Origin of the sequence: Planktothrix agardhii, from assembly GCF_904830935.1 — a bacterium.
Classification (GTDB): domain Bacteria; phylum Cyanobacteriota; class Cyanobacteriia; order Cyanobacteriales; family Microcoleaceae; genus Planktothrix; species Planktothrix agardhii.
In genome coordinates, this window is the sequence record NZ_LR882952.1 from 2,685,465 (window position 1) to 2,709,944 (window position 24,480).

Here is a 24,480-nt window from a genome sequence, read left to right on the forward strand (position 1 = left end):
ATTGATGGTTTTTCTTGATGATGTAGATACAAATATTGGTGTCTAATAAATATTTCATTCCTAGAATTCCTCTCTGATTTCAATAGCAGGCTGTTCTCTGGATTCCATAAAATCTTCAGAAAATAGATTTAAACTTTCAAATAAAGATTGCCAAGGATTATCTTTAGGAATTAAAATTAAAACATTCCCAATTTTCTTTAGATAAACTTCATCCCCAGAAAATTGATATTCTTCGGGTAAGACTAGAGTTTGTTCATTACTATTTTTTAAAAGTTTAGCAGTATCCATCGCTTTAATGTTGTCGAAGGTGGGTTAATATTATTATATCAAAATAAGGGTTTAATTTACCTAGCATCAAACAGTTGTGGAGTCAGAGTCAGGACAAGGAATAGACAATTTCGTTCACAACGGGTAAATTAAGGTATACTCATGTCTGAATTTCATTCCATGATCGCAAAATCCCTTAAAGCCCATGACCACCCTAAACACTATTTGGCAACAATTTACCCTGCAAAATCTATTACTCTACCAATGGCGTAATAGTAGTTTTCTCTACCAGTTGACAGGATTTTTACATCAATGGCGACAGGGGAGTTGGTTATTGCAGTGGGGAGAACCCTTGGGGGCATTATTAATCACTATTGTATTTTGTTTAGCTCCTTTTGTGGGAACAGCATTAATCGGGGTTTTATTAATCGCTTGTGCCGGATGGTGGCTATTATTAACCCTAACGGATGAACCCTCACAAACTGCCTTTACTCCCATACATTTAATCGTTTTATTATATTGGGGAATTGCCACCATTGCCACGGCTTTATCTCCCGTTAAAATAGCTGCCTTTAGTGGCTGGACGAAATTAACTCTCTATTTAATTTTATTCGCTTTAATGTCAAGAATCTTGCGATCGCCTAAAATTCGCTCGATTTTTATTACCCTATTTTTACACACGGCTTTATTCGTAAGTGTCTATGGTTTAAGACAGTGGTTTTATGGAGCAAAAGCTTTAGCGACTTGGGTTGATCCCACCTCCCCCCAATCTAAATTAACCCGGGTTTATAGTTATTTAGATAACCCGAATTTATTAGCCGCCTATTTATTACCCGCAGTCGGTTTAAGTTTAGCTGCATTCTTTGTTTGGAAAGGTATTTTACCGAAAGCTTTAGCATTAACAATGATCGTTGTTAATTCATCCTGTTTAGTCTTAACCTTTAGTCGAGGAGGATGGATTGGATTAGTCTTATTAACGTTTACTTTTTGCGTCTTATTATTATATTGGTTAAGTATTAGTTTTCCTCCCTTTTGGCGACAGTGGGCTTTACCAATCGGATTAACAGGATTAACCCTTTTTCTTGTCTTAGCAGTAGTATTTGTTCCCGCTATCCGCGATCGGGTGGCGAGTATGTTTGTCGGACGAGGAGATAGTAGTAATAATTTTAGAATTAATGTTTGGATGACAGTCATTGAAATGATTAAAGATCGTCCGATCTTAGGAATTGGCCCTGGAAACGTCGCTTTCAATAAGATTTATCCCCTTTATATGCAGCCTCGCTATACGGCTTTGAGTGCCTATTCCGTGATGTTAGAAGTGGCAGTTGAAACCGGAATTATCGGTTTAAGTTGTTTTATCTGGTTATTAATCGTAAGTTTTAATCAAGGATGGGTGCAATTAAAACAACTCAGAGCTTTAGGAAATACCCAAGGATTTTGGTTGATCGCAGCCATTTCTGTCTTAATAGGACTGATAGGTCATGGTTTTGTTGATACGGTTTTATACCGTCCCCAAGTGAATACTTTATGGTGGTTAATGATTGCTTTAATTGCCAGCTATTATCAACCCAAGCCTCGGATTTTAGCCGATCAAGTTTAAAAGAATCATCAATCAATTGAGCCCATCGGGGCTGAGGCAGTCACGGGACATAGGGACAACCCCTGAGAAAAAAGGCTGTAAGATTTAAAGCCCTGGACATCCGCAAATTTACGATGACAGAGAAACCGCGATCGCAAAAAATCCCAGTATTTTCCCTAGGGGATCTTCCATTTTTTTAAAAAACCTGTATTATGTGTAAGATGAACAATGGGAAATTTTAAATTTGCCTTAACTGCTCAGGAAAGTCGTGTTTTCTTCAGGGTATAGAAATCAAAAGTCTGCAACGGAATCACTCAAACTGAGTTGAAACTGTGGCGGTGCAAACTTGAATAGTTAAAATCTCTATTCTGGTTTAATTTCTAACTTACCATTTAGGAGCATTCCTGGGATTATGGTACATTTTTTCTCAATCTTGTCACTCACCTACTTTCAATTTTCTTGAGATCTCCTATGAAAAAGTTAGCCTTCTTGGTTACAGGTTTAGCCATAGCTTCTTCCTGTTTATTAACGAGTTGTGGTGGTGCTCCCACCCCAGAAACGACTACTCCTCCAGCAGCCACCACTCCTCCTCCTGCGGCTCCCGCCCCTGCTACCCCCGCTCCTGCTCCCAAAAAATAGGGGAAATGATTTTAAGGGGTTAAAATTGATTTCCTCTCCTAATGAATTAGGGGAGGAAATTGTTTAGTAATGGGTAATAGGTAATAGGTAATGGGTAATAGGTAATAGGTAATAGGTAATAGGTAATGGGTTATGGGTATATTCCTTTAGGATTCATAGGTAATTTGCTCCGATTTATATTGGGGGGGTTCAACGTGAATTAAAATTCTGACGGGGCTAAATTCTTTTCCTAATTCAGCTTCTACAGCTTCTGTAATACTGTGCGCCGTTTCTACATCCGTTGCTTCAACAATTAAGTGCATTTCAATAAAAACCTGTCGTCCAATCATCCCACGGGAAGCAATATCATGGCAGTTGATCACCCCCGGAACAGACATGACAATCTCTTTAATGGTTTCCGGTGCAATCACCATTTGATCAACTAACCAAGGTAAATTTTCCTTTAATACACTCCAACCACTTTTAAATACTAATAATGCCACAGGAAAGGCTAAAATTACGTCTAAATATTGTAGTTTTGGTAAATTCCAGACCTGTCCTTGCCAAATCCCAATTAATCCCGCAATCACCATAATTGTCACCCAAACATCACTCATTGTATGTTTAGCATCTGCTATTAAAATCGCACTGCCTAAACGCTTTCCCTCCGCCCGTTCATAATAAGTAACAAAAATATTAATTCCTAAAACAATTAATAAAATCCATAATTCATTAGGAGAAATTGTCACGGGTTCACCGCCTTGAAATAAGCGTTTTATGGCACTACTAAAAATTTCAAAACAGGCAATTCCTAAAAATACACCAATCCCTAATGCCCCCAAAGCATCAAATTTTTGATGGCCATAGGGATGTTCCCGATCTGGATGGGGAGAGGCAAAATGATTCGTAACTAATCCTAAAACATTATTAGCACTATCGGTAACACTATGCAGAGCATCAGCAAGTAAGCTCAAAGAACCTGTCATGTTGCCTACAATAATTTTAATCATCATTACTAACAGATTTAAACCCAGTGTTAGCAACAAAACAAATTGAATTTTTGCCCGATTATCCTGAACCATAAAATTTTTCCTTTGAAGTTTTGACGATGATCAAAAACTTTTTTTAATATATCACTCTGTTTGTATTAATTTGACTATTGAGATTGATTTTCACTAAAAATATAAAAGTTAATTTAGGTTAATTTCACGGTAAAATTAGATTAAAGGATTTCAATTATCGTTTTAAATCGTTATTCTATGTCTATTCCTCCACTCACGATTAATTTAACCCAAGGTTCGGTTTCCATACGTTTCACCCCCGAAGCGGCTCGGAATTTAAAAGGGTTACTAGATGAATTAATGCAAAAACTCAAAACGGTGGCGGCAAAAACTGCTTCAGTTGGCGGTAAACCTACCCCTCAAAAGCCGATGGAATATCAATATACCGGAGATGTGTTTTTAGAGATTTTCTGCAATCCTAATATTTGGCCCAGTCCCTTTGCTGCTAAAGTCTTAATTACTGTCCGAGATGAACGGATTAAACTGACCACGGAAGCCGAACTCACCCGGATTATTGATGACGTGAATCAATACCTCGACCAAGTTAGGGAATAAGCTGTTAGAATATATGGGAAAAATTGGTCTACTTCAGACCATCCCCCAAAAATCCCTATAGCCAGATTGTTCTACTTGAAGAATTGTTTAACTATTATGGATACTGAACAATTAACCGATTTATTCCATCAGGGATTTCGCGTTACCCTCGGCGCGACATCTTCCCTAATCGAGATCCTACAAAATCCTGACAAGCGCAGTGAGAATCTTGGAAAAATTCAGTCCCAGTTTAGCGAATTAGCCCAAGAATGGGCTGAAAAAGGAAAAACGACTGAACAGGAAGCTCGTAATTTTGTGGATACAATTCTTTCCCAGGGTTCCCAGAACCTGAATACATACACAACAACCGTAACAACAGAAGCTGAAGTTGTTACCTCCACGATTCTCCTTGTGTCAGACCCAGAAACCGTTAAAGAAATTCAAGAACTCACAACCCAAATTTCTGAGTTACGAGAGGAATTAAAATGCCTACGAGAATCAAACTCCTCTGACTAATATAACGACAAACCCCGCCTCCAGAACTCAACTGATAGAAATCAGAAACAACATGAATCGGGTTCAAAATTGTGGGGCGGACTTATCGCTATTGGTATACTTAATGATATCTAATTGCAGAACCCATCCTAAAATTGTTCAACTTCATGTTGCAACCGATATCTCATCGCACGCACTTAAATTGTAACTTTATTCTTGACCTCTGCATCAGGGAATCACTTTCCTTTATTTAACCCAGAAGGATAAACCCTCTGAAATAAGACCAATTGCTAGAAGCAGTCCTAAGTTCCTCTATTTCAAGAATTTCAGATATTTTGAACTTAAAACAGCCAAGAAAGGGCTTTAAAGGATCGCGATTCTAGTCCCTCAATTCACCTAAATCGGCAGGCAAATCAGTTCTCAACCGCAGAAGTCAGCACTAAGCAAACTTAAATAATGTCTGAAAGATTTTTTTTTTCAAATTTAATTGGGATTTTAGTCGTTATCCCAGGTTTCATGACCAATCAGGTCGCCAATTCGGTCTCGGAGTAAGAAGTCGCATTCTTCCAACTCACACTCTACACAAGCCCATTCCCGCGCGGAAATATATTGGCAGAGTGTATAGATGGGTTGCTGACGGCTAACAACCCCCTTATTGACAAGTTGGCGGGCTTCGTCTTTGATCACATCTAATGAAAATTGGACAGTTGTGTAAGTCATAATTCGCCCTCTTTGGCGTTGCCGGAGAAGTTTTTGGCATCACACCTAGTGTAATCTAAAAATTGATTTTAGGAAATATTTTTTTTTCAGTATAGGCTAATACAAATACTCAGGGTTTTCCCATAACAATATCCAAAGTCACTGGACAGAAGCCCATATAGCAGGGAACAGCCCCCCCAAACCCCCCGTGCACGGGGGGCTAGGGGGGGAGAGAACACCGGCGGAAAAGACTTCACCGTCTAGCTTTGCTGCATCACTCTTTGTCCTAATAAGTCTGGCGACTTCCATGACAGAGGTTAAGCATTGAGTCTTCATTCAAGATACTGGGTTATTCTTAAATTCTGATTAAATTCCCCAAAGGACTTTTAAGGCAATCTCCTGGGCTGCGGGAGTCTGACTGTATGAGAAAACATAAGGAGTTTTGGGGGAAATTTGGGGCAAAAACTGTTCCAGGGTGTAGGGACTCCCGTAAATCACCAAAGCTTGTAAATGATCCTGTTTTAAGAGAATATTTAGCCAATTCTGAGCAATTTGTGTTAATCCCGAACTATCACGGAAGGCATTAGCTCGAATAAAAATTTGCAGTAAGGTAGGTTCAGAAGACTGCTCAAGATCAGAAAATTCTTGATCATGACAATCAATCAGTTGTAAGCGATAACCCAACTGAGTTGGACGGGCGATCGCCGGGGTATGATTTCCTAAAATAGAACAATTGAGTAAATCATCCACAATCACTAAATTGCGACAGGGTTGGGGTGGATTTAGAACTACTAACGGTAAAGTTCCCCCCTGTTTGAGAGAATCCTGCAAAATGGTTTGAACTAGAACTTGAGAAGATGGTTGAGATAGAGAATAAAATAATTTCTGGGGATCTCGACTGGGGGGAGAATAGGGCGTATTCGGTTGCCAGTCGGGGAATACCTTCGCCTTAGCCTTCCTAATGCGCTGTACAGAGGCTTCAATTCGTTCACGGGAAATTCTACCCTCCTTCACCGCCGTACAGACTGCATCAATAGTAACTTGGGGATCAAGAGGCATTAATAAAACATCAGCCCCAGCTTCAACGGCTAAAATTGCGGCTTCTTCAGGAGTATAAAGTTTAGCGATCGCCCCCATCACCAAAGCATCCGTCACCACTAACCCTTGAAAGCCCAACCGTTGTCTTAACTGTTCTTGAACAATCACCGGGGATAAAGTAGCGGGATTTTTACTATCCCAAGCGGGGATCAACAAATGAGCCATCATCACCGAGTCCACACCCGCAGCAATACTGGCCACAAACGGAGGTAATTCCACTTCAGCTAAACGCTGATCACTATGGGGAATTACAGGTAATTCCAAATGGGAATCAATCGCCGTATCCCCATGACCGGGGAAATGTTTAGCCGTCGTTAACACCGGATATCCTTGACATCCCCGAATAAAAGCCGTCGCTAAGTGACTGACCCGTTCTGGAGTTTCCCCAAAAGAACGAACATTAATCACCGGATTTTTAGGATTATTATTCACATCAACCACCGGAGCCAAAACCCAATTTAGGCCCACGGTTAAGGCTTCTTGGGCCGTAATTCCCCCCATTTTTTCCGCATACAATTGCGCTTGTTCTAGGGAGTGATCAGCCAATGCTCCAATCGCCATCAAGGGTGGAAACCAAGTCGCCCCGGCAAAGCGCTGACCGACACCTTCCTCCACGTCCGCCGCTACTAACAGGGGAAATTTGGCCCAGGACTGCAACAACTGAGTTCTAATCGCCAACTCCGCCGCACTGCCATCCACCAAAATCACCCCACCCACACCCAAGTCATGTAACCAATGCTCTAATTTCTGTGCAGGAGGTTCCCAAAGGGAGTAACGAATTTGATGATCAAACAAAAAACCAGAGGCGCGAACCACAACCATCTGGGCAACTTGTTCAGCCAGAGAAAAAGTCATATTACGAATTACAAATTACGAATTACGAATGGGTAATAATAAAAAGGGTTTAGCTCCGATGCTCCTCCTACTCCTCCTCGCCATAATCGCTAAATTCCTCCTCATCCGGTTTGCGGTTCTGGGAGAGTTCGTTTAATAGATTTAACATTTTGTCACCCCTTTCCAGAGAACGATCTTCAAGGAAAACTACTTCTGGAGTCCGACGCAGACGAACTCGTTGACCTAAAGAAGAACGAACATAACCCGTTGCTGATTTTAAGCCTTCCATCGTTTCTCGTCTGGCTTCTTCGGTTCCATAAATACTGACAAAAATTTTGGCGTGTTGGAGGTCGCCAGAAACATCGACATCGGTAATACTCACCATTCCGATTCCAACCCGGTCATCTTTGATCCCATCCAGTAATATCTGGCTGACCTCCCGTTTAATTTGTGCAGCCACCCGGGAAACTCGGCGATCTGTAGCCATAATTACTACCCCTTCAAACGGTCTTGTTCTTCGATAGTCTCAAGTTTAGCGCGGTTATTTATCTTTTTGGCGACAAAATCCCGATGAATTAAGGGACAAAGCCCCGTGATATCTTACAAGAAAATTAATTTTTATGGTTGATCAATGGAAAAAGAGTTTGAAATCCGGCAAAAAGTTAGGGTGATAGCGATTCCTCCCTATCTAAAAACAGCAGAACCAATGCCGATTTTACGTCCATCCAGCGTGATTAAACTCGGTGAAATTGGGACTGTAATTGATAGGCGACCCGGTGGCTATTGGGGAGTTTTATTTCAGGGGGGAGCCTTTTTAATTGATAGCCCGTATATCGAAGGGGTAAAATCCTGAATAGATTGTAATTTTAGCCAAAAACTAAAGTGATGCCACCTATTGAATAGATGGCATCGCCAGAATCAAAGGATGATTCTAGTGACTCATGCGCTTACCACAAACCTCTAACTGGTGGGGGTGGTGGTGGTGGCTGTAGTCGTGGGGGTGGCGGTGGGAGTTGGGGTCGTGGTGCTGGGGGTGCCACTGGGGGTGCGGCTGGGAAATCTACTTGTTGTAGAGAACACCCGCCTTTCCCAAATTGAGAAGCCTTTTTAAACAGAGAATCGAGATTCCCCGCTAGGCCTTTGACTTTATCAACGGTCTCGGGAATATTAGCGACATCAACATACATTCCAGGGACAGGATAGTAGCTGACAATATCCAAGAAGGAGAGCTTACCATCGGCACTTAGGGCATTGATTAGAGCCGCACGGATGGCTTTACCATTAACCGCTTCAGTGCTGTTTGGGATTCCTGGTTTTCCACGATGGGTTCTAATCGTTGTCCCAATGGTATTGGTTAACTCTTGACCTTCTGGGGCATAGATAATGCAAGCAAAGGGAACTAAATCAAAGCCGACTTCTAAGGTCATCAGACCGCGAAGGGTATCCGGCTCCATTTTGGATGCCTTAACGATTTGGCTAATCGTTTTGGTCATTTCCCCGGTTTCAGCAAAATTCTTTAAGTCACTGACTAAAATCGGGACTTGGAAGGGGCCATAAGTCAGAATTACGCGATTTTCCCCACAGAATACAGTACGATCCGGGTTAGGAAAGTCGGCAATCGCTGAAGGAACTCTGGCATAATCCGATGATGGCGGACAGGCACCAGGGGGCTGAGCTTGGGCTTGGGGAATAGGTACAGCAGCGTTGCTAATGAATGCTCCGGCTAGTACCCCCAAAATCCATTTTGGTTGTAGTCTTTGAGGTTTTGGTATTTTCATCGCTTAAAAGAGATAGTCAAATATCCCACTAGACGCTAAAAACAACGACGGGAAAAACCCAGTATTGCAATTGCGCTTACTTTCGTGTTTTGACTTAATAGCTTAAAGGGTGTTGCTCAGTTTCACAAGGGCAAAGTCGAACTTTTTATCAAAAATTGGGAATCGGACATCGAAAATCCTCTGTGGGTGGGGGGTGTAGGCAACAAGAAAGTTAATTCACCAGATCACTTGGGTAACAAAATTAATAGGGATTTCAGAGCTTGCAGTGCTAACAGCAGGACAACTGTACCTGCCATCAGAATTGTCGCAGGAACTAAAACAGATTGTAGACGACGCAGGGTTTGTTCAAGTTCCTCCTCATAGTAATTGGTTAGTTTTTGCAGGGCCAAATCTAATTGTCCTGTGACTTCCCCCGTGCGTAACATTTGCAGGGCCACCGCAGGTAAACGACCTTCTAGGCTTTGACTTAGGGTTTTTTCGGCGGGAATTTGGCCTAATGCAATAGTAATAGTAGCTTTCATTTCCGATTTAGGAATATGGGAGCGAATCAGTTCTAATCCAGCTAATAGGGACATCCCACAACTCAAGGGTAATTTTAATTCTCCCAAATACAACATCATCCGGGCGGTGGAAATTTTTTTAATTATTGATAGCCGCGGCAAAATTTTAGGAATAGCTAATATAATGATTGCGAAAATTCCTAATACTAAAAACCACCCTCTACCCGATAAACCTGATAAGTAACAAAGGGTGAGAATCAACAGGATAATACTAATTCCTGTGGCAATTGCCGCAATGGTTACAGACCGATGCAGATTTTGATGACGTGCTTTTCGTTCTTCAATTTCGGAAATTCGATAGCAAATTTCGGGTAACATTCCTTGGGATTCTCCCAGGGAAATTAAACCAATTGTCCAACGATCAAAATATCTGGACGCCAAAGCCAAAGCAGAAGCTAAATCAGCCCCCCTTGATGTGGCTGCGGTCATTTTGTTGAGATAGCGTCCGAGTTGCGGGTAGCTATCTTTCCCCACCAACGTTAAGCTCTGTTCTACAGTTAAACCAGAGTTTAACAAGGTTGCTAATTGAAAGAAAAAAAGAGCCTTTTCGCGGGGATTCATTCGGGAACTGGGTATTACTGCATTAGGCAGAGGTTGGACTGAATGCTCTATTTTGGCAAAAAGGAACCCCAGAATCAAGAGGTTATCGTAGTAAGCCCTTCAGGGCTCACTACGGGAGTTAGTTTGGATTATTTTTTAACTTCAAATTCACTCGATTTCGATGAATAACTGCTTCGGCAGAATTAGGTTGCATTTCTAATGCTACACCATAGGAACGGTTAGCATCCTGATAGCAATTCATCTGTTCAAAGGTCATACCTCGACGAATCCAGGCCGCATAATAATCGGGTTTTCTTTGAATAATTTTATCATAAACAGTTAACGCATCTTGATAGCGTTGGGCTGATTCTAATGCTAATCCCCACTGTAACCAAGTCCCATAGGAATCGGGCCAAATTTTAACAGCTTGATTAAAGGCTTCTGCTGCTTCTAAATGCTTTTGAACCGCTTCTAGGGTTTTTCCTAAATGTAACCAGGCTTCAAAATTATTCGGTTGCACCCGAATCACTTTTTTATAAGCAATAATCGCCTCATCATAACGTTCTAATTTTTCTAAGGCTTCTCCCCGTTGGAGTCCGGATTTTGTAGCTAATTCCGTATCTTCTGTGGTCATTTGTACCACTTTATCATAGGCAATTAAGGCTTCTTCAAATCGATCTAATTTTTCTAAGGCTTCTCCCCGACAATTCCAAGCATCCATGAAATCCGGTTGAATTTGCAAGGCATTATCATAGGCAATAATTGCTTCTTGATATTGTTTTAATTCACACAGGGCTTTACCTCGACCTAACCAAGCTTCGGGAAAATTAGAGTTTAATTGAGTGGCTTTATCAAAAGATGCGATCGCCGATTGATATTGTTTTAATTCTAATAAATTTTGAGCACGACTAATCCAAATGGCAGCTAAATTAGGATTGATTTGTAAGGCTTGATTTAAGCAGGTTAAGGCTTCTTGATGCTGTTGACTATTTAACAAAGCCATGCCTTTATAAAACCAAACTTCATAATCCTGGGGTTGTAGTTGAATTACGGTATCATAGGAGATAATCGCTTCTTGATAACGTCGTAATTTTTGTAATGAAATTCCTCGATTAAACCAGGCTTGATAACTTTTGGGTTGTAGTTTAATCGCTTGGTCATAGGATGTAATAGCCTCAGAATATTTTTGTTGACTTAATAACATTTCACCTCGATTAAACCAGGCTTCATAATTAGCAGGTTGCAGTTGAATTGAACGATCATAAGAAGCCACGGCATCGCTATAACGTTCTTCATTCATTAAAGCATTGCCTTGATGATACCAAATAGCAGAAACATTCGGTTTAATTTCAATTGCTCGCTTATAAGAAGCCGATGCTGCTTTATATTGTAATAACGTTTCTAATGCCAAGCCACGTTCATACCAAGATTCAAAATTTTCGGGTTCAATAGTAATAGCTTTATCAAAGGATGCAACTGCTTCTTCAAATCGTTCTAATTTGGCTAAAGCAATACCTCGAAATGTCCAAGCCCAATAATCTTCGGGTTTAATTTTAATGGCTCGGTCATAGGAAGCTAGGGCATCTTTATATTGTTTTAATTTGCGTAAACTATTACCCCGTCGTAACCAGGCGGAATACCAATTAGGTTTAAAATTAACAGCTTGATCATAACGTTGAAAGGCTAATTCATAGCGTCCTAATTTATAGAAGCGATTGCCTTGATTATATTCAGGCCATGCTTTCAAAATGCCTAAAAATCCTAATCCCGAAGTGGGGGGAGTTTGTGGGGGGGTTTCCAGAGGAAATAAGGAGGAGGTTAATTCTTCCGACATGGGATGGTTGACTCCTGACCATTGAGTGCTGATATCAATTCTACTAGGGTTCTAGTCTGACTGTTGCAATGTTTGGTTATAGCGGGGAATAGGGAATAGCCCCCCAAACCCCCCGTACACGGGGGGCTAGGGGGGAGGGAACACCGGAACACCGTAGGAAAAGATTTTTGGTGTTTGGGTTTGCTGCATCAGTCTATGTCCTAACTGCCTTGGTGACTGCCTCATGTCAAATAATCTCTGTAGTGGACTTATATATCTTTTACGGGAACTTACAACAATATTTCGTAGACACTACATAAGCGGTTGCCCACGTTTGGTTTTTATTCCAAATGAAAACAATAAATAAGGTTAATGCTACCATGTCCCACCTGACTTTCCTGATTCGCGGCATAACTGGTGTTGAATCCTCTCCGGCATCCCAGTCTAGCCCTTTCCACCCACAACGTCGATTTACACCCCTACGTCCAGTTCGCCATTGGTATGAAGAATTAGTCTATCTCCGCTTTCAAGCATTGTGTTATTTGGCGGATGAATGTGGAGAAGATATTTCGGCCTATTGTTAGAATAGTTGACGGTTGATTGTTAACAGTTAACCGTCAACCTCTTTTTTATTTTTCAACTAACCATTGACCGGAAAAAATACTTTTAACCGCTAGGGAAATACGCTGTAAATCTTCTTGTAATAATGGTGGCCATTCAACGCCTCGGTTACGACCCGCAGCAAATTGTTGCTGACTTTCCATGACTAACTGATGTAGGGCTAAGACTAAAATTTTCTCAAATTTTGAATTATCTTTTAAGCTATCATAAGCAATTTTTAAGGATAATAAAATAGAGGTGACTTGACCCGGAATGGGGGGATGACCCTGTTTCAAGCGGATTAAAAACGCATCTGGGTTTTTTTGGGTTTCTAATGCCATGCCTTGGTCAATTAAGAAGTTATAGGCTGTTTTGTAGTCCATTGCAATTAATTTTTTAAGTTGTCTACAGTCAAATTCTATAGCAATAAAGCCTAATTTCACCACAAAGACACGAAGACACAAAGAAGTTGTAAACAATCATTTGCTTATTGATATAATGGGGGATGGGCAATAATATTATATTTCATTATTAGCACCTTGAGCCAAAAGCACCAAATAGCATTTTTCTGACGTTTAACCTAGAACTAAATCTACACAATCATCTACATTCCCTCTCAAAATATCTGTAAATTGTTGAAAATTTTAAAATATAATTCAATTATTAATTAATTATGGTTAAACATGATTTTTACTCCGGGTACTAATGCAACCATCACCTCGACAACGCTGGAAAATCAATTTTTCACCCTTTGCTCATTAATTCAGAATATTGAACGAGACTCGGCGAAAAATGATAAAGCGGTCAACCTTTTGACCTATACAATTGACACGGATACCGATGTGGCGGCAGGTTCCGCATCAATTTATTGCACAATCATCCGCAATAGTTTAACGGGAATTTTAGATTTCACTTATCCGAATCCCTATACAGGAGTTATTTACTCTGAAGGCACGGGCGGGGATTCTAAATCTTCTGGAATAATTACGGAATCATTGGTAGAACGAACTTATTTAATAATTGCTGCCGAACGAGAAAAAAAACGCAACGACCCGAACTTCACTAATAAATTGACGAATCCATCATGGTCAATTAACGACGTACCTTTAAATTCTCCTATATTTCACAATGCGATTTTTAGGTTCAATTTTAATTTACAAACTCAAACTACCTTCACAGGCAATGGGGAAAGTCGATATGCTGTGGAGTATCTATAATAAATGCCTACAGATTCAGTTAAAAACATTGAAAGGGCTTTTACTGGTAGAGTTCCCGTTGTTCAATTAAATAATGATGCCCCGATTAATCAAGTTTTTGAAATAATTAATTATCGTGAAATTCTTTCAAAAATTAAACCTGTAGGGGCTACAAATGTTAATCTTTCAATAGCATTGGAAACTTTGCAATTAATTTCTTACCTTCCAGGAATTTTTAAGCCCAACAAATTACCGGATTATGACGAGGATTTAATTCCATTACTTCAGAAACAAGCTGAGGATTTAGCATGGATGGCAGAATTTAACCCATCTACTCAATATGCTTTAGAAATTACTCTGTTTGAATCTTGGTATTCTGGCAGCAGTTGGTCTGCTTGGTCAGCACTTGCGAGAAAGTGGTTATATAACCAACAAACAGAATATTATTTAGATTTGATTAATCCTTTTTTAACCAATACTAAAAATTCTGATATTGGGGACGCTAACTATAAATTAGGGATAGCCATAACCCAAAAACCAACACAACAAACTGCCAAAGCAAATCAAAATTATATTAGGATTCGGACTGCTTACAGTGGAATTATTACCTATGAACAACCGTCAACAGTGGTAACGGCGGTAACTTTAAATAAACAAAGTAATTCCTTGAATCCAATTACACTAAATACTTCGATTCAGATACTTTATAATGATTACAACAGGAAAATTTTATATTTGCAGAATACAGGAAAATCAGTTGTATATTTCAACTTTGATCAAAATTTAATTTCTCCAGAAGCAAGCCCGTTTCTCCTCCCAGGAGAAACCTTTACTTTTGAAAGTGGCGAGTTTAAATGGTCAGGGGGAGGAATTCAATTTTTACCCCCAATGGCTCAATATTTATTCCAGACAGGGTTATGGATTTATTGCACAGGAAAAGATACGGACGGCAAAACCACGACAAAAAATTCTATAGCTTGGATGCAATTTTTGGGATAATTAATTATGGGAATATCGAATAATTTTATCAAACCCAGTGGGAACATTGGAAACATTGATTTAACAGGAATAACGGGGCTTAATACAAGCTACCGATATTTTAAGGAGGGCTACTATAAATTTAACCCAAATCAACCTGCAATAATTATTCCTGCTACCGAGAACAAAGTAAACCGAGAAATTACAATAAATTATAGGGAAGATTTAAACCCAATACATAGCAGTAATTGTAATTTATATTTTGGAAACAAAAACCAACACCCTAAACTCATTAAATTAGGCGGGGGGTATTTAGACACATCAGACGGGGGTATAGCCTTATTTGCTGAATGTTCTGAACCGATTATAATAGAAATTACAATCAGACAAGATACGCCAATTACTTATACTGTCGGCAATTATTCAGGAGATGACCTTATGATTCCAATTCAAGTACGATTAGCAATAGGAACCGGATCTAATTATGTCGATATCAATTCTGAATCTTATGACTCGGATACTTACCAATATTTAATAAATTTACAGAAACTCAAAAATTCAGATTCAGGGGCGACAGGATGGAAGCTATTTGATATTTATAGTTTTTATCCGGGGCGATCAATTACTTTTGATGTAGATATTACGAATTTAACACAATACGGAAATATCGCTATTCAATTATTTGACCCTCTGGCAGTTGGTGAGGTTCTTTTTGCTCTAGCGAATGATGTTGTCAATTTAGAATTAAACAACATGGGAGATAAATTTGTTGGGAATCTAACCAGAAATGCTCTATATAAAGATGTTGATATTGCAACTGGTGAAATAATTATCACCCCTGACTTTAGCCGTCATATAGGGCGGTTTGTAGCACAGAATCAAAACAATAATAATGACTACGATACGGTAATTATTGAAAATTATATCCCCAATACTGCCGATCCACTTTCGGGCGGTACTTTTGTATTAACAGGGGATTTTTAATAATGGCAGATAAAAAACCGGAATGGAGCGATTACGCTTACGATAACAATTCTATTTCAAAAAGATTAGGGATTGAAAAAGATGAGGTTCAAAAATTAAAAGACGAAGCGGCAACCAAAAGTAAAAAAACGGTAGAAGGAATCGTTGATTCTCCCGGTAGCGTTGGGGCTGGAATTGGTGGCTCTATTGATATCAATGATTTGAAAAAATCTTATTTGAGAGTTGGGGCAAAAATTCCAGGGTTAAGCGTTGAATTTGACACAAACGGAGAAGGGAATATTGATATTGTTAATTTAATTAGAGTTGAGACAATTAGAATTAAATGTTTTTATATTCAACGGTTTTATTTAGCAGGTCAATTTTTATATTCTGATATTCAGAAAGTTGATTCTGAAGAATGCAACAAGGAGCCGGAGCCGGAGCCAGATCCGGGGGGAGATACTGACGAAACTCCATCCCCAAAACCCAATACTGGATGGAGCGGGATTGGACAAGCTGTTTGGTGGCCCAATCAATTTTCAAAATCAACATTAATTTTGAAAGATAAAACTACAGGGGAAATCATTGGGATTTCCAAAGCTACCTATACTATGACTGCGAAGTGCTCCAGGTATTTTCAAAATGAAAATGGCATTTTATGGGAGATAAGTATTAAAACCAGTACAAGTACAAGCGCTACTTTTTCTGGAATAAATGCACAGTATAATCGAAGCTACAGGAATAATTCAGAAGATAAATTATATTACTATACTTCTGCGGAAATATATCATCTTTACAAGAATTTGAGCCCAAATGATGCCGAATGGTATAATTTAGAAGATTTACAAGATTTTTTAAACAAAAAATCTAAGCGAGAAAGCTCTACATTTTTTATGTACGATGATTATATAGAGCTTACAGACTCATACCTCCTCCATGGAAATGGAGTAAACTCATCAAGTGAAACGAACGAATATCTAATATTAGATGCTACCATTCCAAACTACTTGAATTTACCAAAAACTTCCCCATTAACTCCTAACAAAAAAATGGAAAAAGAATGTTGCGACAAGTTAGACAAACTTTTAAAAAGACTAGCCAAATATCAAGGGTTAGGACAAAAAATTAAACCCATTAATGTCAAGGACAATAAAATTGAAGAAAAAGGGAATAAAGATGACAATTTCCCAATGAAAATCCCTAAACGCTGGATTGATAGAGAAGCTAAACCGAAAGACGACTACGAGGTTAAAAGTATGCGACATCTTATCCTGTCAGTCGGGATTATGTTGGATCGCTTTGAGGAGCTATTTAACCCGGCCGGGAAAGATAACGGATTCCCGCTTAAAAAGCCAGAGGAGGGGCTGTGGAAATGGCTACCGGGGGACGGGGGGGATTATGAAGCGCCAGACCCGAATTATGATCCTAAAAAATCTAAAAATGATGGGAAAATTAAGAATAAGAAGCTAAAAATAGAAACCTATTTAGATTTATTCCGATATTTCTTGGAATCTCAAATTAGATTAGAATTATTATTTCCGATAGCACAGATTAGAGATTCTGAGATTAGCAAGCGGTTAATTTACCCTAAAGCTCCAGGGACAATTAAAATTAATGATTTGATTCAGTTTCAAGAATTGATGCTGTTATTTATCAATAAAACCTTGGGCGACCCGTCAGGGGCGGTAATCATTAAAGATGCTGACCCAACACAAGAGGGCGCGCAACCTATAACGATTGAAAATTTTGATATTTCGGATATGTTACGAAAATTACTGAGATTTTCGGTTGACATTAACAGCGATATTGATTTAACCAATAACTTTAGCAAACGCACTCTTTATCAGTTGCTTTCAGCCATGCAGGTGTTAGTAAAAAATCATGAAATGACTGAGGCAATTTTCGAGGATTTGGGGATGAAGGAAGAACAATCCTTTGTTCCTGTTAAATTTTTTGCCGATCCTTATGCGGGCGCGTGGAAAGCGGGGCAAGGATTTGACCCTAATAATATTAAGGTTGAAAACTCAGAAGCTGCGATTGAGGCTAATTTGGAAGCCTTTTTACAGGAAAAAGAGGTTGAGGTTAAAGTCTCACGGCGGGCAAAAGATGAAACAACCGATATCAGAGATCTGTTGGCTCAAATTGGGCGGTACGCGGCGGAGTTGGCGGCTATGGGTAAAATTCCAAATGACCCGGCGGCGATTCAGCAAGCTATTGATAAGGCACGGTTTGAGTTACAAACTGAATCCGCTTTAAGACGAACAGATGTTCGGCAAGCGTCGGCGGCGGGGCGGGTACGAACAAAGCGAAATAAACCCAAAAATACTAGAAATAAACGATAAAACCCCGTTTGTTGCGCGGGGTTAGGGTGTGATTAAGGGGTCACAGTCCTATTTTATCAAAAAATCATGGCTATTTTATTGACAGAAGAATATATGCCGTCGAATGTTTATGACGGCACGGCTTTAGCTAAGACAAAAGATGGATACGATATCGCTCAACCTTTTATAAATATATTGAATGGAATTGACTCCAAAATAACAGGAATTAAAAATACATTAAAGGGAGTAAAGCAACAAGTTGACAATGTTCTAATGGCTTTAGACCCAAGAAGATGGGTTGCTGGGGTTAAAAATTGGTGGTTTAACTTAAAAGTAGCAGGAAGATCGGCTTCAGGCTGGTTTGCAAAAGAGCCAGTTAAAGCAACTTTAGGAATTTTATTAATTGGTGCTGGGGGTTTATTAATTCAAGGATTAGGGGGAGGTGCGGCTGCATTAGGGGGAGGATTAAAGGGACTTATTCAAGCTGCAAAAATAGCCGTTAAAGGGCTCAAATTTATTCCTGGGATTGGCGGGTTGGTTCGTTGGGCCGTGGGTGGCGTGCAGCGTTTATGGTCATTTAATTGGAATCAAACCGATGCTCAGATCAGAGCTAATCAAAAGCAACAAATCAAGGCTTTAGCAGGACGCTGGGGTGAGGCGTTGGGCGCGACGGTTGGGACGCTTTGCGGATTTACTTTAGGCCGTGCCGCTAAAGCAAACGCACCACGGTTAATGAGATTTAATCCTTTATTGTTGGCTAAATTGAAGGAATTAGAATTCCGTTCATGGTCAGAGCCGGGGGAATTATGGGAAGAAGCCGTAGAGGAAATGAAGTCAACGCTAGTGGCAAGCGGGCGCGCAATATTAGCAGTTATCTTTATGGAAACCTACGTTAATGTTAGAAAACTAATTAAATCCTTTGTTAAATATTCAGGCTTGGGGACGGTTTTTCCATGGTTAGGAAAAGCATCGGAACAATGGGGGAAAGAAGGTTCACAACCTTGGAGTTTTGCCAGTCAACAAGAAAAAGCTATTGAATCAATCAAAATTGATTGGTTAAAAGATTTTACTGAAGAATTTGTAGAGGCGGCACAGGATATGTGCGCTGAATCAACAATTATTGTTAGCTATGCTTTGTAAATAAATTCCGCATTGTGCGGATTTTGGGAGGGAGAATCATGGTAGATATTCGGAATATTGCTGGGCAAATTCCTGGGAATTTTGCCCAAGGTTTAGGAGATGTTTTGAGTCGTCATCTTGACGCCGAATCAGGAGCCAAGGGAGATGACTGGCAAATTGATACTTTTACCAATGACTTCGAGGATGAGTTTCCCTTTGACCCCGAAGCACCTGGTTCTCCTTACCCAACTTACGGGCCAGAAGCTAATCGAGCGGCGGACGGCAAACCATACGGGGACGATCGCAACAATCGCCCTAAAGTTCATGAATTAAATCAACCACAATTAGCACAATCTCGCGGCTGGCGAATTGTGGATTTTTACCCAGAACGGAATACAAAAGATGAATTTTATCGGATTTCGGGAACCCCAGCCGAAATTAGATTAATTATTCAAATGTTGAGACATATTCGCGAAATTGTTCAAAAATTTGGCGGCGGTGACGGGGATAATACCAGGGGTTTTTCTCACATTAAAGCTATGCGAGGATGGCCAGAAATAAAAATTAAGTTTTACCAAAAAGAGAAATTAAAAACAGGGCAAAAACGCCCACTTGATACATTGCTGTCAATTGCTTTAATCGGTTGGTCTGAAATTGATAAACCTAATAGTAAAAAATTATCAATTAGTGATTTAAAACAGTTTAAATCTAAAATTGAAACGCTATTTTATGTAAATAAACAACCTTTTATACTAGAAAGAGGGAAAGAGGTGTGGAGTTATCAAAAATGGGAAGAAGGATATGCAAACTGGTTCCCTGCAAAAAATCGACAAGCTGCCTTAAACGTTTATCAAAAATTAGTACAAGTCAAAAATGATAATTTTGATCCTTTAGCTGTTTTTCAAGGAAAAGCAGATCAAGAAAAAGTCAAATATACAGAAACTCCACAAAAAGTTACCGTTTTAAACGAGGAAAAGGAGTTACCCATTTACCGAAGAACTGTAAACCTGGAATTTTGGCAAGCTTGGATCGAGTTGCCCAAAACTCGGCAAAAAATAATCCTTGTATCCAGATCTAACCAAACACCCGTCGACGAACGCTTAACTACTTAATTTTGTACAGTTATAAACTAAATTATCTATTTACGAAACCTTAACCTTCGGAACAATAATCAAAGTAAATAATTAAGCTGAAACCCTTGCATATTAAGGGATAGATATGTTAGTTTTAAATCTAAAAATCATTTCATTCAGGACTTTTAATTTATGCCAGCCGTTGCCAATAAAATTCAAGCCGAAGATTTACGAGCCGCTTTAATTGCAGTTGGGAGCACCATTACTGTTCCTGCTCTGGGATATCCAGACGGCACTGATGTTACAAAAGCTGTTTATGAATTTGTTGAGGCTGTTTTACAAGCTCAAATCGCTCAAAATGCAGTCGGGGGCGTAGGGGAAGATGTTGCCTTAGTTACCAAAGGTCAAGGAGCATTAACTAGCGTTGAATACCCGCCTGCAAGTGGAACTTTTTATAATGTTCGGCCTACTGTATACAGCGTTTCTGTTCAAGCAGTAGAAACGATTTCTACCGTAATTCCGCCATTAGTTTAGGGTTATTTATCACAAATTTATTTAGGGTTAAACAATAATGGCTAAAACTAATATTTATGACGATCGCAAAATTAGAAGCGTTGACGTAACGCATCCTAATAGTAGCTCTGTAGGGTTTACTTACTTTTTCAAAACTCCGGTAGACAGTAGCGAAGTGACGGTACTTGGACAGAGAAACTGGACACCAGGAGCCCCCGTTACCGGATTGAGTTTTCCAGCGATTATGGGGACGCGAAAACCTCACCCCATACGAGTAAGGAATAGCGCAAAAGGTATCACTACTTTTTGTTCGACGGCTAAACTTGCAGAAGCCAAAGCGGCTGGCTGGTCAAGGGCAAAAAAACCCGCATTTAACGTCAAACGCTCCAATACATTCCCAGGTGCAGGAAATTTACGAGGGGCATTAGTTGTTTATGTAGCCGTTCCTAGTGGTGGAGTTAATGTTAAATGGGGTTGGAAAATGCCTTTTGCTCAGGCATTAAAAATCGGAGTTACCGACCTAGGTAGTTTAGGAATTAAAATTACTAATACAGATGCGGAATGGGCTGATTTAGTATTGGGTTGCAATAGCGTTCGCCCGCCCCGCACGTCTAAAACGGTTTTTGATGGTGGTACCGGAAAAGGAGACACCATTACAACTTTTTACGATCCTTCTGTCACTCTTGCCTATCCGTGGAAACCTGCGGGTGATGGCTCCATTTTTGAAATTTAATTAATATGCTGATCATAATTCCCGAAAATCCCAAATTCCAAGAAACATTAGACAATATTCCATTCTTTTTTGGAAAATTGCAAAGTGAATCTACTGAGATGCTTAATTTAGTTGTTGACGCAGAAACCAGGTTAATGAGATCGGCTTCTGAACAAGAATTTACAGAGTATTTATGGGGGGGAGAATATGATCAGCTATTATCCGACTACGAGGAAGAAGAAGAACTAACAAACCTATGGAATGGATGTCAGGAGGACTCGTTTATCCAAACGTTAGTAGCTGGGTTTTAACCCCCATAGAGATACCTTCTGAATCTAATCTGATAAAATTAACCTGGATGTCAGAAGGCTTAATAATCAAATCCAGGCTTTTGCTAAGACGAGCGTTTATTAATGGAGAAGTGTCAGAAGCAAAAGTTATTTATCCTTCTGACAAACCCATAGTTTTTGCATTTAATGACTTCAATGGTTTTAATTATCAAATCGAGGTAAAAAAAATTGTAAATAAATGGACTTTACGAGAGCATTTTGCTGTTATGGTTCATTATCAATAAGTAAAATAAAGTAATGTCACCTACCCTTTTCGCTATAATTATAATCTCCCAATCAGTTTTTGATTTGATAGTTTTAACATTTGTGATCATAAAAATGTCACAAATTATCAACAGTCAAAAGCAAGCTGAAAAAGATATAAATGAGGCTTGGAAATCCCATAGACTGGTTAAATCTATGGTGTATGGAGCCCATAATCGACTTGTCGCCAAAGTGGAAGAGTCCTTGGCTAAAAACAATATCCATACTGATTTTGATGATGTGATTTTAAAGGATTAAATACTATGTGGACAACTTTCTCTAAGCAATCGACCGCACAAAAAACATTAGTTCCAGGTGAATTTGGGGCGGTTGACAAAATCACCGTTCCCGCAACAGCAGGAGGTATTGAGCTAGTACCCATTAATGCAACCAACACAGTAAGATTTTTAAATTTATCAGTAGCCCCTACGGCGGACAGTAATGGCGACCCTATTAGTATTTATATTGGAGTAGGCATGATTCCGACTACAACTTTATATAGTTTTGAAATGCTATCCGGTCAGAATGAATATAACTTGCAGATTAACGGTCAAAAGATAATGGCTATTTGTGAGACAGGAAAAACTTTAGATGTTAATGTGCAAATTGCAAACGCGACTATTAAAACGTTATGAGCAGTAGCTGGTCAAACTTCAAAACTAATAATAATTTAATTGTTGCCCAGTCGGAAATCCCCTATATTTCAGAGGTTGAAGGGGTAGCAATCTTAGGGGTGAATTCAACAATAACCATAAAAGGATTTAATTTTAATCCTGCGTCTGAAGTAATTTGTAATGCCGGGATAATTAGCAATATTCGTAGAAATCCTGAACAAATTATTTTTGATTGTCTAGCTAGTTCTCCTGGTACTTTTCTAATAGAGGTTCGGAACGGAACCTTGTCTTCTCTCGATTGGAATAGTAGTTTTGCTCCGATATTAATTGCTAGAAACGGGCTAAATCTAACAATTGGCTGGCTTGACTTTAGAACTGCCGATAGTAGTAATTTCGGATTAGTGGTTAGTCATATTAACCAAAGATTAGCAACTAAAACATTTGTTAATAGTGGCTATTTGTTGAACACTGAGAAAGGACTGACAATAGGAGCGACAGGGGCTTCTAATAACGCTACTAATTATATTCAATTTAATAATTATATTTTCCCATTGAATTCTACTATTGCTTCATTCATCGTAATTTACGACACAACAATCGTCTCGGGCGTATATCCCCACAGGGCAAGAGTGGGGATCGGAAAAACGAACGAAAATACTAATAAAATGATTGTTGGATTTGAGGCTTATTCAAACGTTATTGGAATAATCCGAGAATATTTGTTTTCCACTCCTTCCCAAATTCAACTAGCCCCTACCAATACAATAACAACAAATTCTTCTTATATTTTTAAAATTGTTTTTAACTTTTTTAAAAAGACTTTAGACATTTTTAAATTAGATGATTTATTGAATTTTGACTCTAATAATAATTCTGTGATTATAGATTTTCCCATCTTTCTCCCAACGGTGGAAACCTTCACTATTGGGATTCCGTTATTTGTTTTTTTTAGCCCTAACTCCATATCCTCAGTTGTAGCCATGAAGATTGATTAAAATAAATTAACCCCAACTCATAGCAAATATAAGCCGGGGTTTTTTAACTTTTACTTATTTATTCATCCTCCGTAAGTTCTAACGCTTTTTTAATTTCAGCTAAAATGGTTTTTCCTTTTTTGTAACTCCGACCTTTAAAACCCATTAACTGCTCAATAATTTGAGTGTCTGTATACCCATCCTCTAACCCGTCTATTACCGCTTCAAAAAAGTCTTGAGCCTCTTGACTTAGGGTTACTTCCGCTTGACTTCCACTTACGGAAGTAATGGAAGTCGTTACTTCCGTGCTACTTCCACTTACGGAAGTTTTACTTCCCAAAACGGTAGTATCCCCTTCTAGTGTCACTTCCGGGTAACTTCCGTCTTGGGAAGTTAGGGAAGTTGACCTTTCAGTGAGGATAAATTGAGCAATAGCTGAATTTGTACCTTGAGCCAAGAACAAATCACTGGCAATAGTATGTTTAAATTCAGCAATTTCTTGTTTATTCATCGCGTCAATTTTGGGCTTAATTTTCCCTAATTTGTTGGAACAATAGAGGGAACTAGAGCCGACGACAATGGCATAACTGATAGAGCTAAATCTAAAGAACCTGTGCCAACTGTTTAACTCTGGGTTACGAGTTAGAAATGGAGTTTTGATTCAACACCGCCACAACCCAACTCGGAAAAGATTTATAAAACCAACTTCTTACCGTTTCAAATTCCACGTCGGGAACGCTACCCCGATCTTTTAGCCATTGATTTAATTCCTTTGCTACCAATCGGGCGGCTAAAGTAATATAACCATGCTCCCCCGGATAAAGTACGGGAACATTGTGGCGTCTCATCAATTTTTCAATTAAATCTTCACTACATGGCATAATATTAAAAACCTTACTAAGCGGTACGGTTTAACAGCCAGTCATTCTTGCGAGAGTCGGACTGGCT

The 24,480-nt window shown here is 39.3% G+C and carries 30 protein-coding genes; 19 read left to right on the top strand and 11 right to left on the bottom strand.

The features are described from left to right. Window positions 1-60: 60 nt before the first annotated feature. Window positions 61-288, bottom strand: coding sequence for an antitoxin (locus NMG88_RS12620; RefSeq protein WP_254035472.1), 228 nt, complete (start codon window positions 286-288; stop codon window positions 61-63). Window positions 289-472: 184 nt separating this feature from the next. Between NMG88_RS12620 and NMG88_RS12625 the strand changes: the two genes are divergently transcribed. Both NMG88_RS12625 and NMG88_RS12630 read left to right on the top strand, forming a co-directional pair. Further along, window positions 473-1,867 carry an IctB family putative bicarbonate transporter gene (locus NMG88_RS12625; protein ID WP_235751653.1) on the top strand — a complete coding sequence of 465 codons (1,395 nt, stop codon included), beginning with the start codon at window positions 473-475 and terminating at the stop codon, window positions 1,865-1,867. A 450-nt stretch (window positions 1,868-2,317) separates the two neighbouring features. Then, window positions 2,318-2,485: a hypothetical protein gene (locus tag NMG88_RS12630; protein ID WP_193372459.1), complete on the top strand. Its 168-nt coding sequence runs from the start codon at window positions 2,318-2,320 to the stop codon at window positions 2,483-2,485. A gap of 146 nt (window positions 2,486-2,631) precedes the next feature. On the opposite strand, the gene cdf31 is transcribed toward NMG88_RS12630, so the two are convergent. Continuing rightward, window positions 2,632-3,546, bottom strand: coding sequence for a CDF family zinc efflux transporter Cdf31 (gene cdf31, locus NMG88_RS12635; RefSeq protein WP_042154916.1), 915 nt, complete (start codon window positions 3,544-3,546; stop codon window positions 2,632-2,634). A 177-nt stretch (window positions 3,547-3,723) separates the two neighbouring features. On the opposite strand from cdf31, the gene NMG88_RS12640 reads away from it, so the two are divergent. After that, entirely contained in the window at window positions 3,724-4,080 is a 357-nt protein-coding gene (locus NMG88_RS12640; RefSeq protein WP_254035473.1) for a hypothetical protein, read from the top strand. Between the two features lie 96 nt (window positions 4,081-4,176). Next, on the top strand, window positions 4,177-4,575 hold the full coding sequence (locus NMG88_RS12645) for a hypothetical protein (RefSeq protein WP_026787851.1): 399 nt from the start codon (window positions 4,177-4,179) through the stop codon (window positions 4,573-4,575). Between the two features lie 474 nt (window positions 4,576-5,049). Here the strand turns inward: NMG88_RS12645 and NMG88_RS12650 are convergent, their stop codons facing one another. The 3 genes from NMG88_RS12650 to rbfA form a co-directional block, all read right to left on the bottom strand. After that, entirely contained in the window at window positions 5,050-5,274 is a 225-nt protein-coding gene (locus tag NMG88_RS12650) for a DUF4327 family protein (RefSeq protein WP_043939001.1), read from the bottom strand. Between the two features lie 345 nt (window positions 5,275-5,619). Next, window positions 5,620-7,206 (bottom strand): glycoside hydrolase family 3 N-terminal domain-containing protein, encoded by a 1,587-nt coding sequence (locus tag NMG88_RS12655; protein ID WP_254035474.1) that lies wholly within the window; start codon window positions 7,204-7,206, stop codon window positions 5,620-5,622. Between the two features lie 67 nt (window positions 7,207-7,273). After that, window positions 7,274-7,672, bottom strand: coding sequence for a 30S ribosome-binding factor RbfA (gene rbfA / locus NMG88_RS12660; protein ID WP_026787853.1), 399 nt, complete (start codon window positions 7,670-7,672; stop codon window positions 7,274-7,276). Between the two features lie 144 nt (window positions 7,673-7,816). On the opposite strand from rbfA, the gene sipA reads away from it, so the two are divergent. Continuing rightward, complete coding sequence (sipA, locus tag NMG88_RS12665) at window positions 7,817-8,038, top strand: regulatory protein SipA (protein WP_026787854.1); 222 nt, start codon at window positions 7,817-7,819, stop codon at window positions 8,036-8,038. 94 nt (window positions 8,039-8,132) lie between these two features. Here sipA and NMG88_RS12670 read toward each other — a convergent pair whose 3' ends face one another. The 3 genes from NMG88_RS12670 to NMG88_RS12680 form a co-directional block, all read right to left on the bottom strand. Further along, complete coding sequence (locus NMG88_RS12670) at window positions 8,133-8,963, bottom strand: alpha/beta hydrolase (RefSeq protein ID WP_052369605.1); 831 nt, start codon at window positions 8,961-8,963, stop codon at window positions 8,133-8,135. 224 nt (window positions 8,964-9,187) lie between these two features. Beyond that, complete coding sequence (locus tag NMG88_RS12675; protein ID WP_042154909.1) at window positions 9,188-10,084, bottom strand: type II secretion system F family protein; 897 nt, start codon at window positions 10,082-10,084, stop codon at window positions 9,188-9,190. Window positions 10,085-10,202: 118 nt separating this feature from the next. Further along, window positions 10,203-11,897 (bottom strand): tetratricopeptide repeat protein, encoded by a 1,695-nt coding sequence (locus tag NMG88_RS12680; protein WP_042154907.1) that lies wholly within the window; start codon window positions 11,895-11,897, stop codon window positions 10,203-10,205. Between the two features lie 359 nt (window positions 11,898-12,256). Between NMG88_RS12680 and NMG88_RS22495 the strand changes: the two genes are divergently transcribed. Then, complete coding sequence (locus NMG88_RS22495) at window positions 12,257-12,460, top strand: Mo-dependent nitrogenase C-terminal domain-containing protein (protein WP_202807908.1); 204 nt, start codon at window positions 12,257-12,259, stop codon at window positions 12,458-12,460. 45 nt (window positions 12,461-12,505) lie between these two features. Here the strand turns inward: NMG88_RS22495 and NMG88_RS12690 are convergent, their stop codons facing one another. After that, window positions 12,506-12,859: a hypothetical protein gene (locus NMG88_RS12690; RefSeq protein WP_026787859.1), complete on the bottom strand. Its 354-nt coding sequence runs from the start codon at window positions 12,857-12,859 to the stop codon at window positions 12,506-12,508. A 300-nt stretch (window positions 12,860-13,159) separates the two neighbouring features. Between NMG88_RS12690 and NMG88_RS12695 the strand changes: the two genes are divergently transcribed. The 13 genes from NMG88_RS12695 to NMG88_RS12755 all read left to right on the top strand — a co-directional run bounded on the left by NMG88_RS12695 (window position 13,160) and on the right by NMG88_RS12755 (window position 23,553). Further along, window positions 13,160-13,693, top strand: coding sequence for a hypothetical protein (locus tag NMG88_RS12695; protein ID WP_235751651.1), 534 nt, complete (start codon window positions 13,160-13,162; stop codon window positions 13,691-13,693). A gap of 3 nt (window positions 13,694-13,696) precedes the next feature. Further along, entirely contained in the window at window positions 13,697-14,671 is a 975-nt protein-coding gene (locus NMG88_RS12700) for a hypothetical protein (RefSeq protein WP_235751650.1), read from the top strand. Window positions 14,672-14,677: 6 nt separating this feature from the next. Next, on the top strand, window positions 14,678-15,634 hold the full coding sequence (locus tag NMG88_RS12705; protein ID WP_254035475.1) for a hypothetical protein: 957 nt from the start codon (window positions 14,678-14,680) through the stop codon (window positions 15,632-15,634). A 2-nt stretch (window positions 15,635-15,636) separates the two neighbouring features. Continuing rightward, a complete protein-coding gene (locus NMG88_RS12710; RefSeq protein ID WP_254035476.1) occupies window positions 15,637-17,955 on the top strand; it encodes a hypothetical protein in 2,319 nt (772 codons plus the stop codon). Window positions 17,956-18,021: 66 nt separating this feature from the next. Continuing rightward, window positions 18,022-19,074, top strand: a complete 1,053-nt coding sequence (locus NMG88_RS12715) for a hypothetical protein (RefSeq protein WP_254035477.1) — start codon at window positions 18,022-18,024, stop codon at window positions 19,072-19,074. A gap of 38 nt (window positions 19,075-19,112) precedes the next feature. After that, window positions 19,113-20,165, top strand: coding sequence for a hypothetical protein (locus NMG88_RS12720; protein ID WP_254035478.1), 1,053 nt, complete (start codon window positions 19,113-19,115; stop codon window positions 20,163-20,165). A gap of 153 nt (window positions 20,166-20,318) precedes the next feature. Beyond that, on the top strand, window positions 20,319-20,660 hold the full coding sequence (locus NMG88_RS12725; RefSeq protein WP_235751645.1) for a hypothetical protein: 342 nt from the start codon (window positions 20,319-20,321) through the stop codon (window positions 20,658-20,660). A gap of 37 nt (window positions 20,661-20,697) precedes the next feature. After that, window positions 20,698-21,372 (top strand): hypothetical protein, encoded by a 675-nt coding sequence (locus NMG88_RS12730; RefSeq protein ID WP_254035479.1) that lies wholly within the window; start codon window positions 20,698-20,700, stop codon window positions 21,370-21,372. 5 nt (window positions 21,373-21,377) lie between these two features. Continuing rightward, the gene (locus tag NMG88_RS12735; protein ID WP_235751643.1) at window positions 21,378-21,662 is read left to right on the top strand and encodes a hypothetical protein; all 285 of its coding nucleotides are present in this window, start codon (window positions 21,378-21,380) and stop codon (window positions 21,660-21,662) included. Further along, entirely contained in the window at window positions 21,608-21,925 is a 318-nt protein-coding gene (locus tag NMG88_RS12740) for a hypothetical protein (RefSeq protein ID WP_235751642.1), read from the top strand. Before NMG88_RS12735 ends, NMG88_RS12740 begins: the two co-directional genes overlap by 55 nt. 94 nt (window positions 21,926-22,019) lie before the next feature. Continuing rightward, window positions 22,020-22,202, top strand: coding sequence for a hypothetical protein (locus NMG88_RS12745; protein WP_254035480.1), 183 nt, complete (start codon window positions 22,020-22,022; stop codon window positions 22,200-22,202). A gap of 5 nt (window positions 22,203-22,207) precedes the next feature. Then, entirely contained in the window at window positions 22,208-22,579 is a 372-nt protein-coding gene (locus tag NMG88_RS12750) for a hypothetical protein (RefSeq protein WP_254035481.1), read from the top strand. Next, window positions 22,576-23,553, top strand: a complete 978-nt coding sequence (locus NMG88_RS12755; protein ID WP_254035482.1) for a hypothetical protein — start codon at window positions 22,576-22,578, stop codon at window positions 23,551-23,553. Before NMG88_RS12750 ends, NMG88_RS12755 begins: the two co-directional genes overlap by 4 nt. A 58-nt stretch (window positions 23,554-23,611) precedes the next feature. On the opposite strand, the gene NMG88_RS12760 is transcribed toward NMG88_RS12755, so the two are convergent. Continuing rightward, window positions 23,612-24,043, bottom strand: a complete 432-nt coding sequence (locus tag NMG88_RS12760) for a hypothetical protein (protein ID WP_254035483.1) — start codon at window positions 24,041-24,043, stop codon at window positions 23,612-23,614. Between the two features lie 124 nt (window positions 24,044-24,167). Continuing rightward, window positions 24,168-24,413, bottom strand: a complete 246-nt coding sequence (locus NMG88_RS12765) for a hypothetical protein (protein ID WP_254035484.1) — start codon at window positions 24,411-24,413, stop codon at window positions 24,168-24,170. Window positions 24,414-24,480: the final 67 nt, after the last annotated feature.

Excerpts from the sequence above, each read along its gene's own strand:
- NMG88_RS12730 (WP_254035479.1), top strand. The coding sequence starts at position 20,698 with ATGGCTAAAACTAATATTTATGACGATCGCAAAATTAGAAGCGTTGAC.
- NMG88_RS22495 (WP_202807908.1), top strand. The coding sequence starts at position 12,257 with ATGTCCCACCTGACTTTCCTGATTCGCGGCATAACTGGTGTTGAATCC.
- NMG88_RS12695 (WP_235751651.1), top strand. The coding sequence starts at position 13,160 with ATGATTTTTACTCCGGGTACTAATGCAACCATCACCTCGACAACGCTG.
- NMG88_RS12710 (WP_254035476.1), top strand. The coding sequence starts at position 15,637 with ATGGCAGATAAAAAACCGGAATGGAGCGATTACGCTTACGATAACAAT.
- rbfA (WP_026787853.1), bottom strand. The coding sequence starts at position 7,672 with ATGGCTACAGATCGCCGAGTTTCCCGGGTGGCTGCACAAATTAAACGG.
- NMG88_RS12640 (WP_254035473.1), top strand. The coding sequence starts at position 3,724 with ATGTCTATTCCTCCACTCACGATTAATTTAACCCAAGGTTCGGTTTCC.
- NMG88_RS12675 (WP_042154909.1), bottom strand. The coding sequence starts at position 10,084 with ATGAATCCCCGCGAAAAGGCTCTTTTTTTCTTTCAATTAGCAACCTTG.
- NMG88_RS12740 (WP_235751642.1), top strand. The coding sequence starts at position 21,608 with ATGGAATGGATGTCAGGAGGACTCGTTTATCCAAACGTTAGTAGCTGG.
- NMG88_RS12655 (WP_254035474.1), bottom strand. The coding sequence starts at position 7,206 with ATGACTTTTTCTCTGGCTGAACAAGTTGCCCAGATGGTTGTGGTTCGC.
- NMG88_RS12735 (WP_235751643.1), top strand. The coding sequence starts at position 21,378 with ATGCTGATCATAATTCCCGAAAATCCCAAATTCCAAGAAACATTAGAC.
- NMG88_RS12680 (WP_042154907.1), bottom strand. The coding sequence starts at position 11,897 with ATGTCGGAAGAATTAACCTCCTCCTTATTTCCTCTGGAAACCCCCCCA.
- NMG88_RS12620 (WP_254035472.1), bottom strand. The coding sequence starts at position 288 with ATGGATACTGCTAAACTTTTAAAAAATAGTAATGAACAAACTCTAGTC.
- NMG88_RS12720 (WP_254035478.1), top strand. The coding sequence starts at position 19,113 with ATGGTAGATATTCGGAATATTGCTGGGCAAATTCCTGGGAATTTTGCC.
- NMG88_RS12750 (WP_254035481.1), top strand. The coding sequence starts at position 22,208 with ATGTGGACAACTTTCTCTAAGCAATCGACCGCACAAAAAACATTAGTT.
- NMG88_RS12645 (WP_026787851.1), top strand. The coding sequence starts at position 4,177 with ATGGATACTGAACAATTAACCGATTTATTCCATCAGGGATTTCGCGTT.
- NMG88_RS12630 (WP_193372459.1), top strand. The coding sequence starts at position 2,318 with ATGAAAAAGTTAGCCTTCTTGGTTACAGGTTTAGCCATAGCTTCTTCC.
- NMG88_RS12705 (WP_254035475.1), top strand. The coding sequence starts at position 14,678 with ATGGGAATATCGAATAATTTTATCAAACCCAGTGGGAACATTGGAAAC.
- NMG88_RS12670 (WP_052369605.1), bottom strand. The coding sequence starts at position 8,963 with ATGAAAATACCAAAACCTCAAAGACTACAACCAAAATGGATTTTGGGG.
- NMG88_RS12690 (WP_026787859.1), bottom strand. The coding sequence starts at position 12,859 with ATGGACTACAAAACAGCCTATAACTTCTTAATTGACCAAGGCATGGCA.
- NMG88_RS12760 (WP_254035483.1), bottom strand. The coding sequence starts at position 24,043 with ATGAATAAACAAGAAATTGCTGAATTTAAACATACTATTGCCAGTGAT.
- NMG88_RS12745 (WP_254035480.1), top strand. The coding sequence starts at position 22,020 with ATGTCACAAATTATCAACAGTCAAAAGCAAGCTGAAAAAGATATAAAT.
- NMG88_RS12765 (WP_254035484.1), bottom strand. The coding sequence starts at position 24,413 with ATGCCATGTAGTGAAGATTTAATTGAAAAATTGATGAGACGCCACAAT.
- NMG88_RS12650 (WP_043939001.1), bottom strand. The coding sequence starts at position 5,274 with ATGACTTACACAACTGTCCAATTTTCATTAGATGTGATCAAAGACGAA.
- NMG88_RS12700 (WP_235751650.1), top strand. The coding sequence starts at position 13,697 with ATGCCTACAGATTCAGTTAAAAACATTGAAAGGGCTTTTACTGGTAGA.
- NMG88_RS12715 (WP_254035477.1), top strand. The coding sequence starts at position 18,022 with ATGGCTATTTTATTGACAGAAGAATATATGCCGTCGAATGTTTATGAC.
- sipA (WP_026787854.1), top strand. The coding sequence starts at position 7,817 with ATGGAAAAAGAGTTTGAAATCCGGCAAAAAGTTAGGGTGATAGCGATT.
- cdf31 (WP_042154916.1), bottom strand. The coding sequence starts at position 3,546 with ATGGTTCAGGATAATCGGGCAAAAATTCAATTTGTTTTGTTGCTAACA.
- NMG88_RS12725 (WP_235751645.1), top strand. The coding sequence starts at position 20,319 with ATGCCAGCCGTTGCCAATAAAATTCAAGCCGAAGATTTACGAGCCGCT.
- NMG88_RS12625 (WP_235751653.1), top strand. The coding sequence starts at position 473 with ATGACCACCCTAAACACTATTTGGCAACAATTTACCCTGCAAAATCTA.
- NMG88_RS12755 (WP_254035482.1), top strand. The coding sequence starts at position 22,576 with ATGAGCAGTAGCTGGTCAAACTTCAAAACTAATAATAATTTAATTGTT.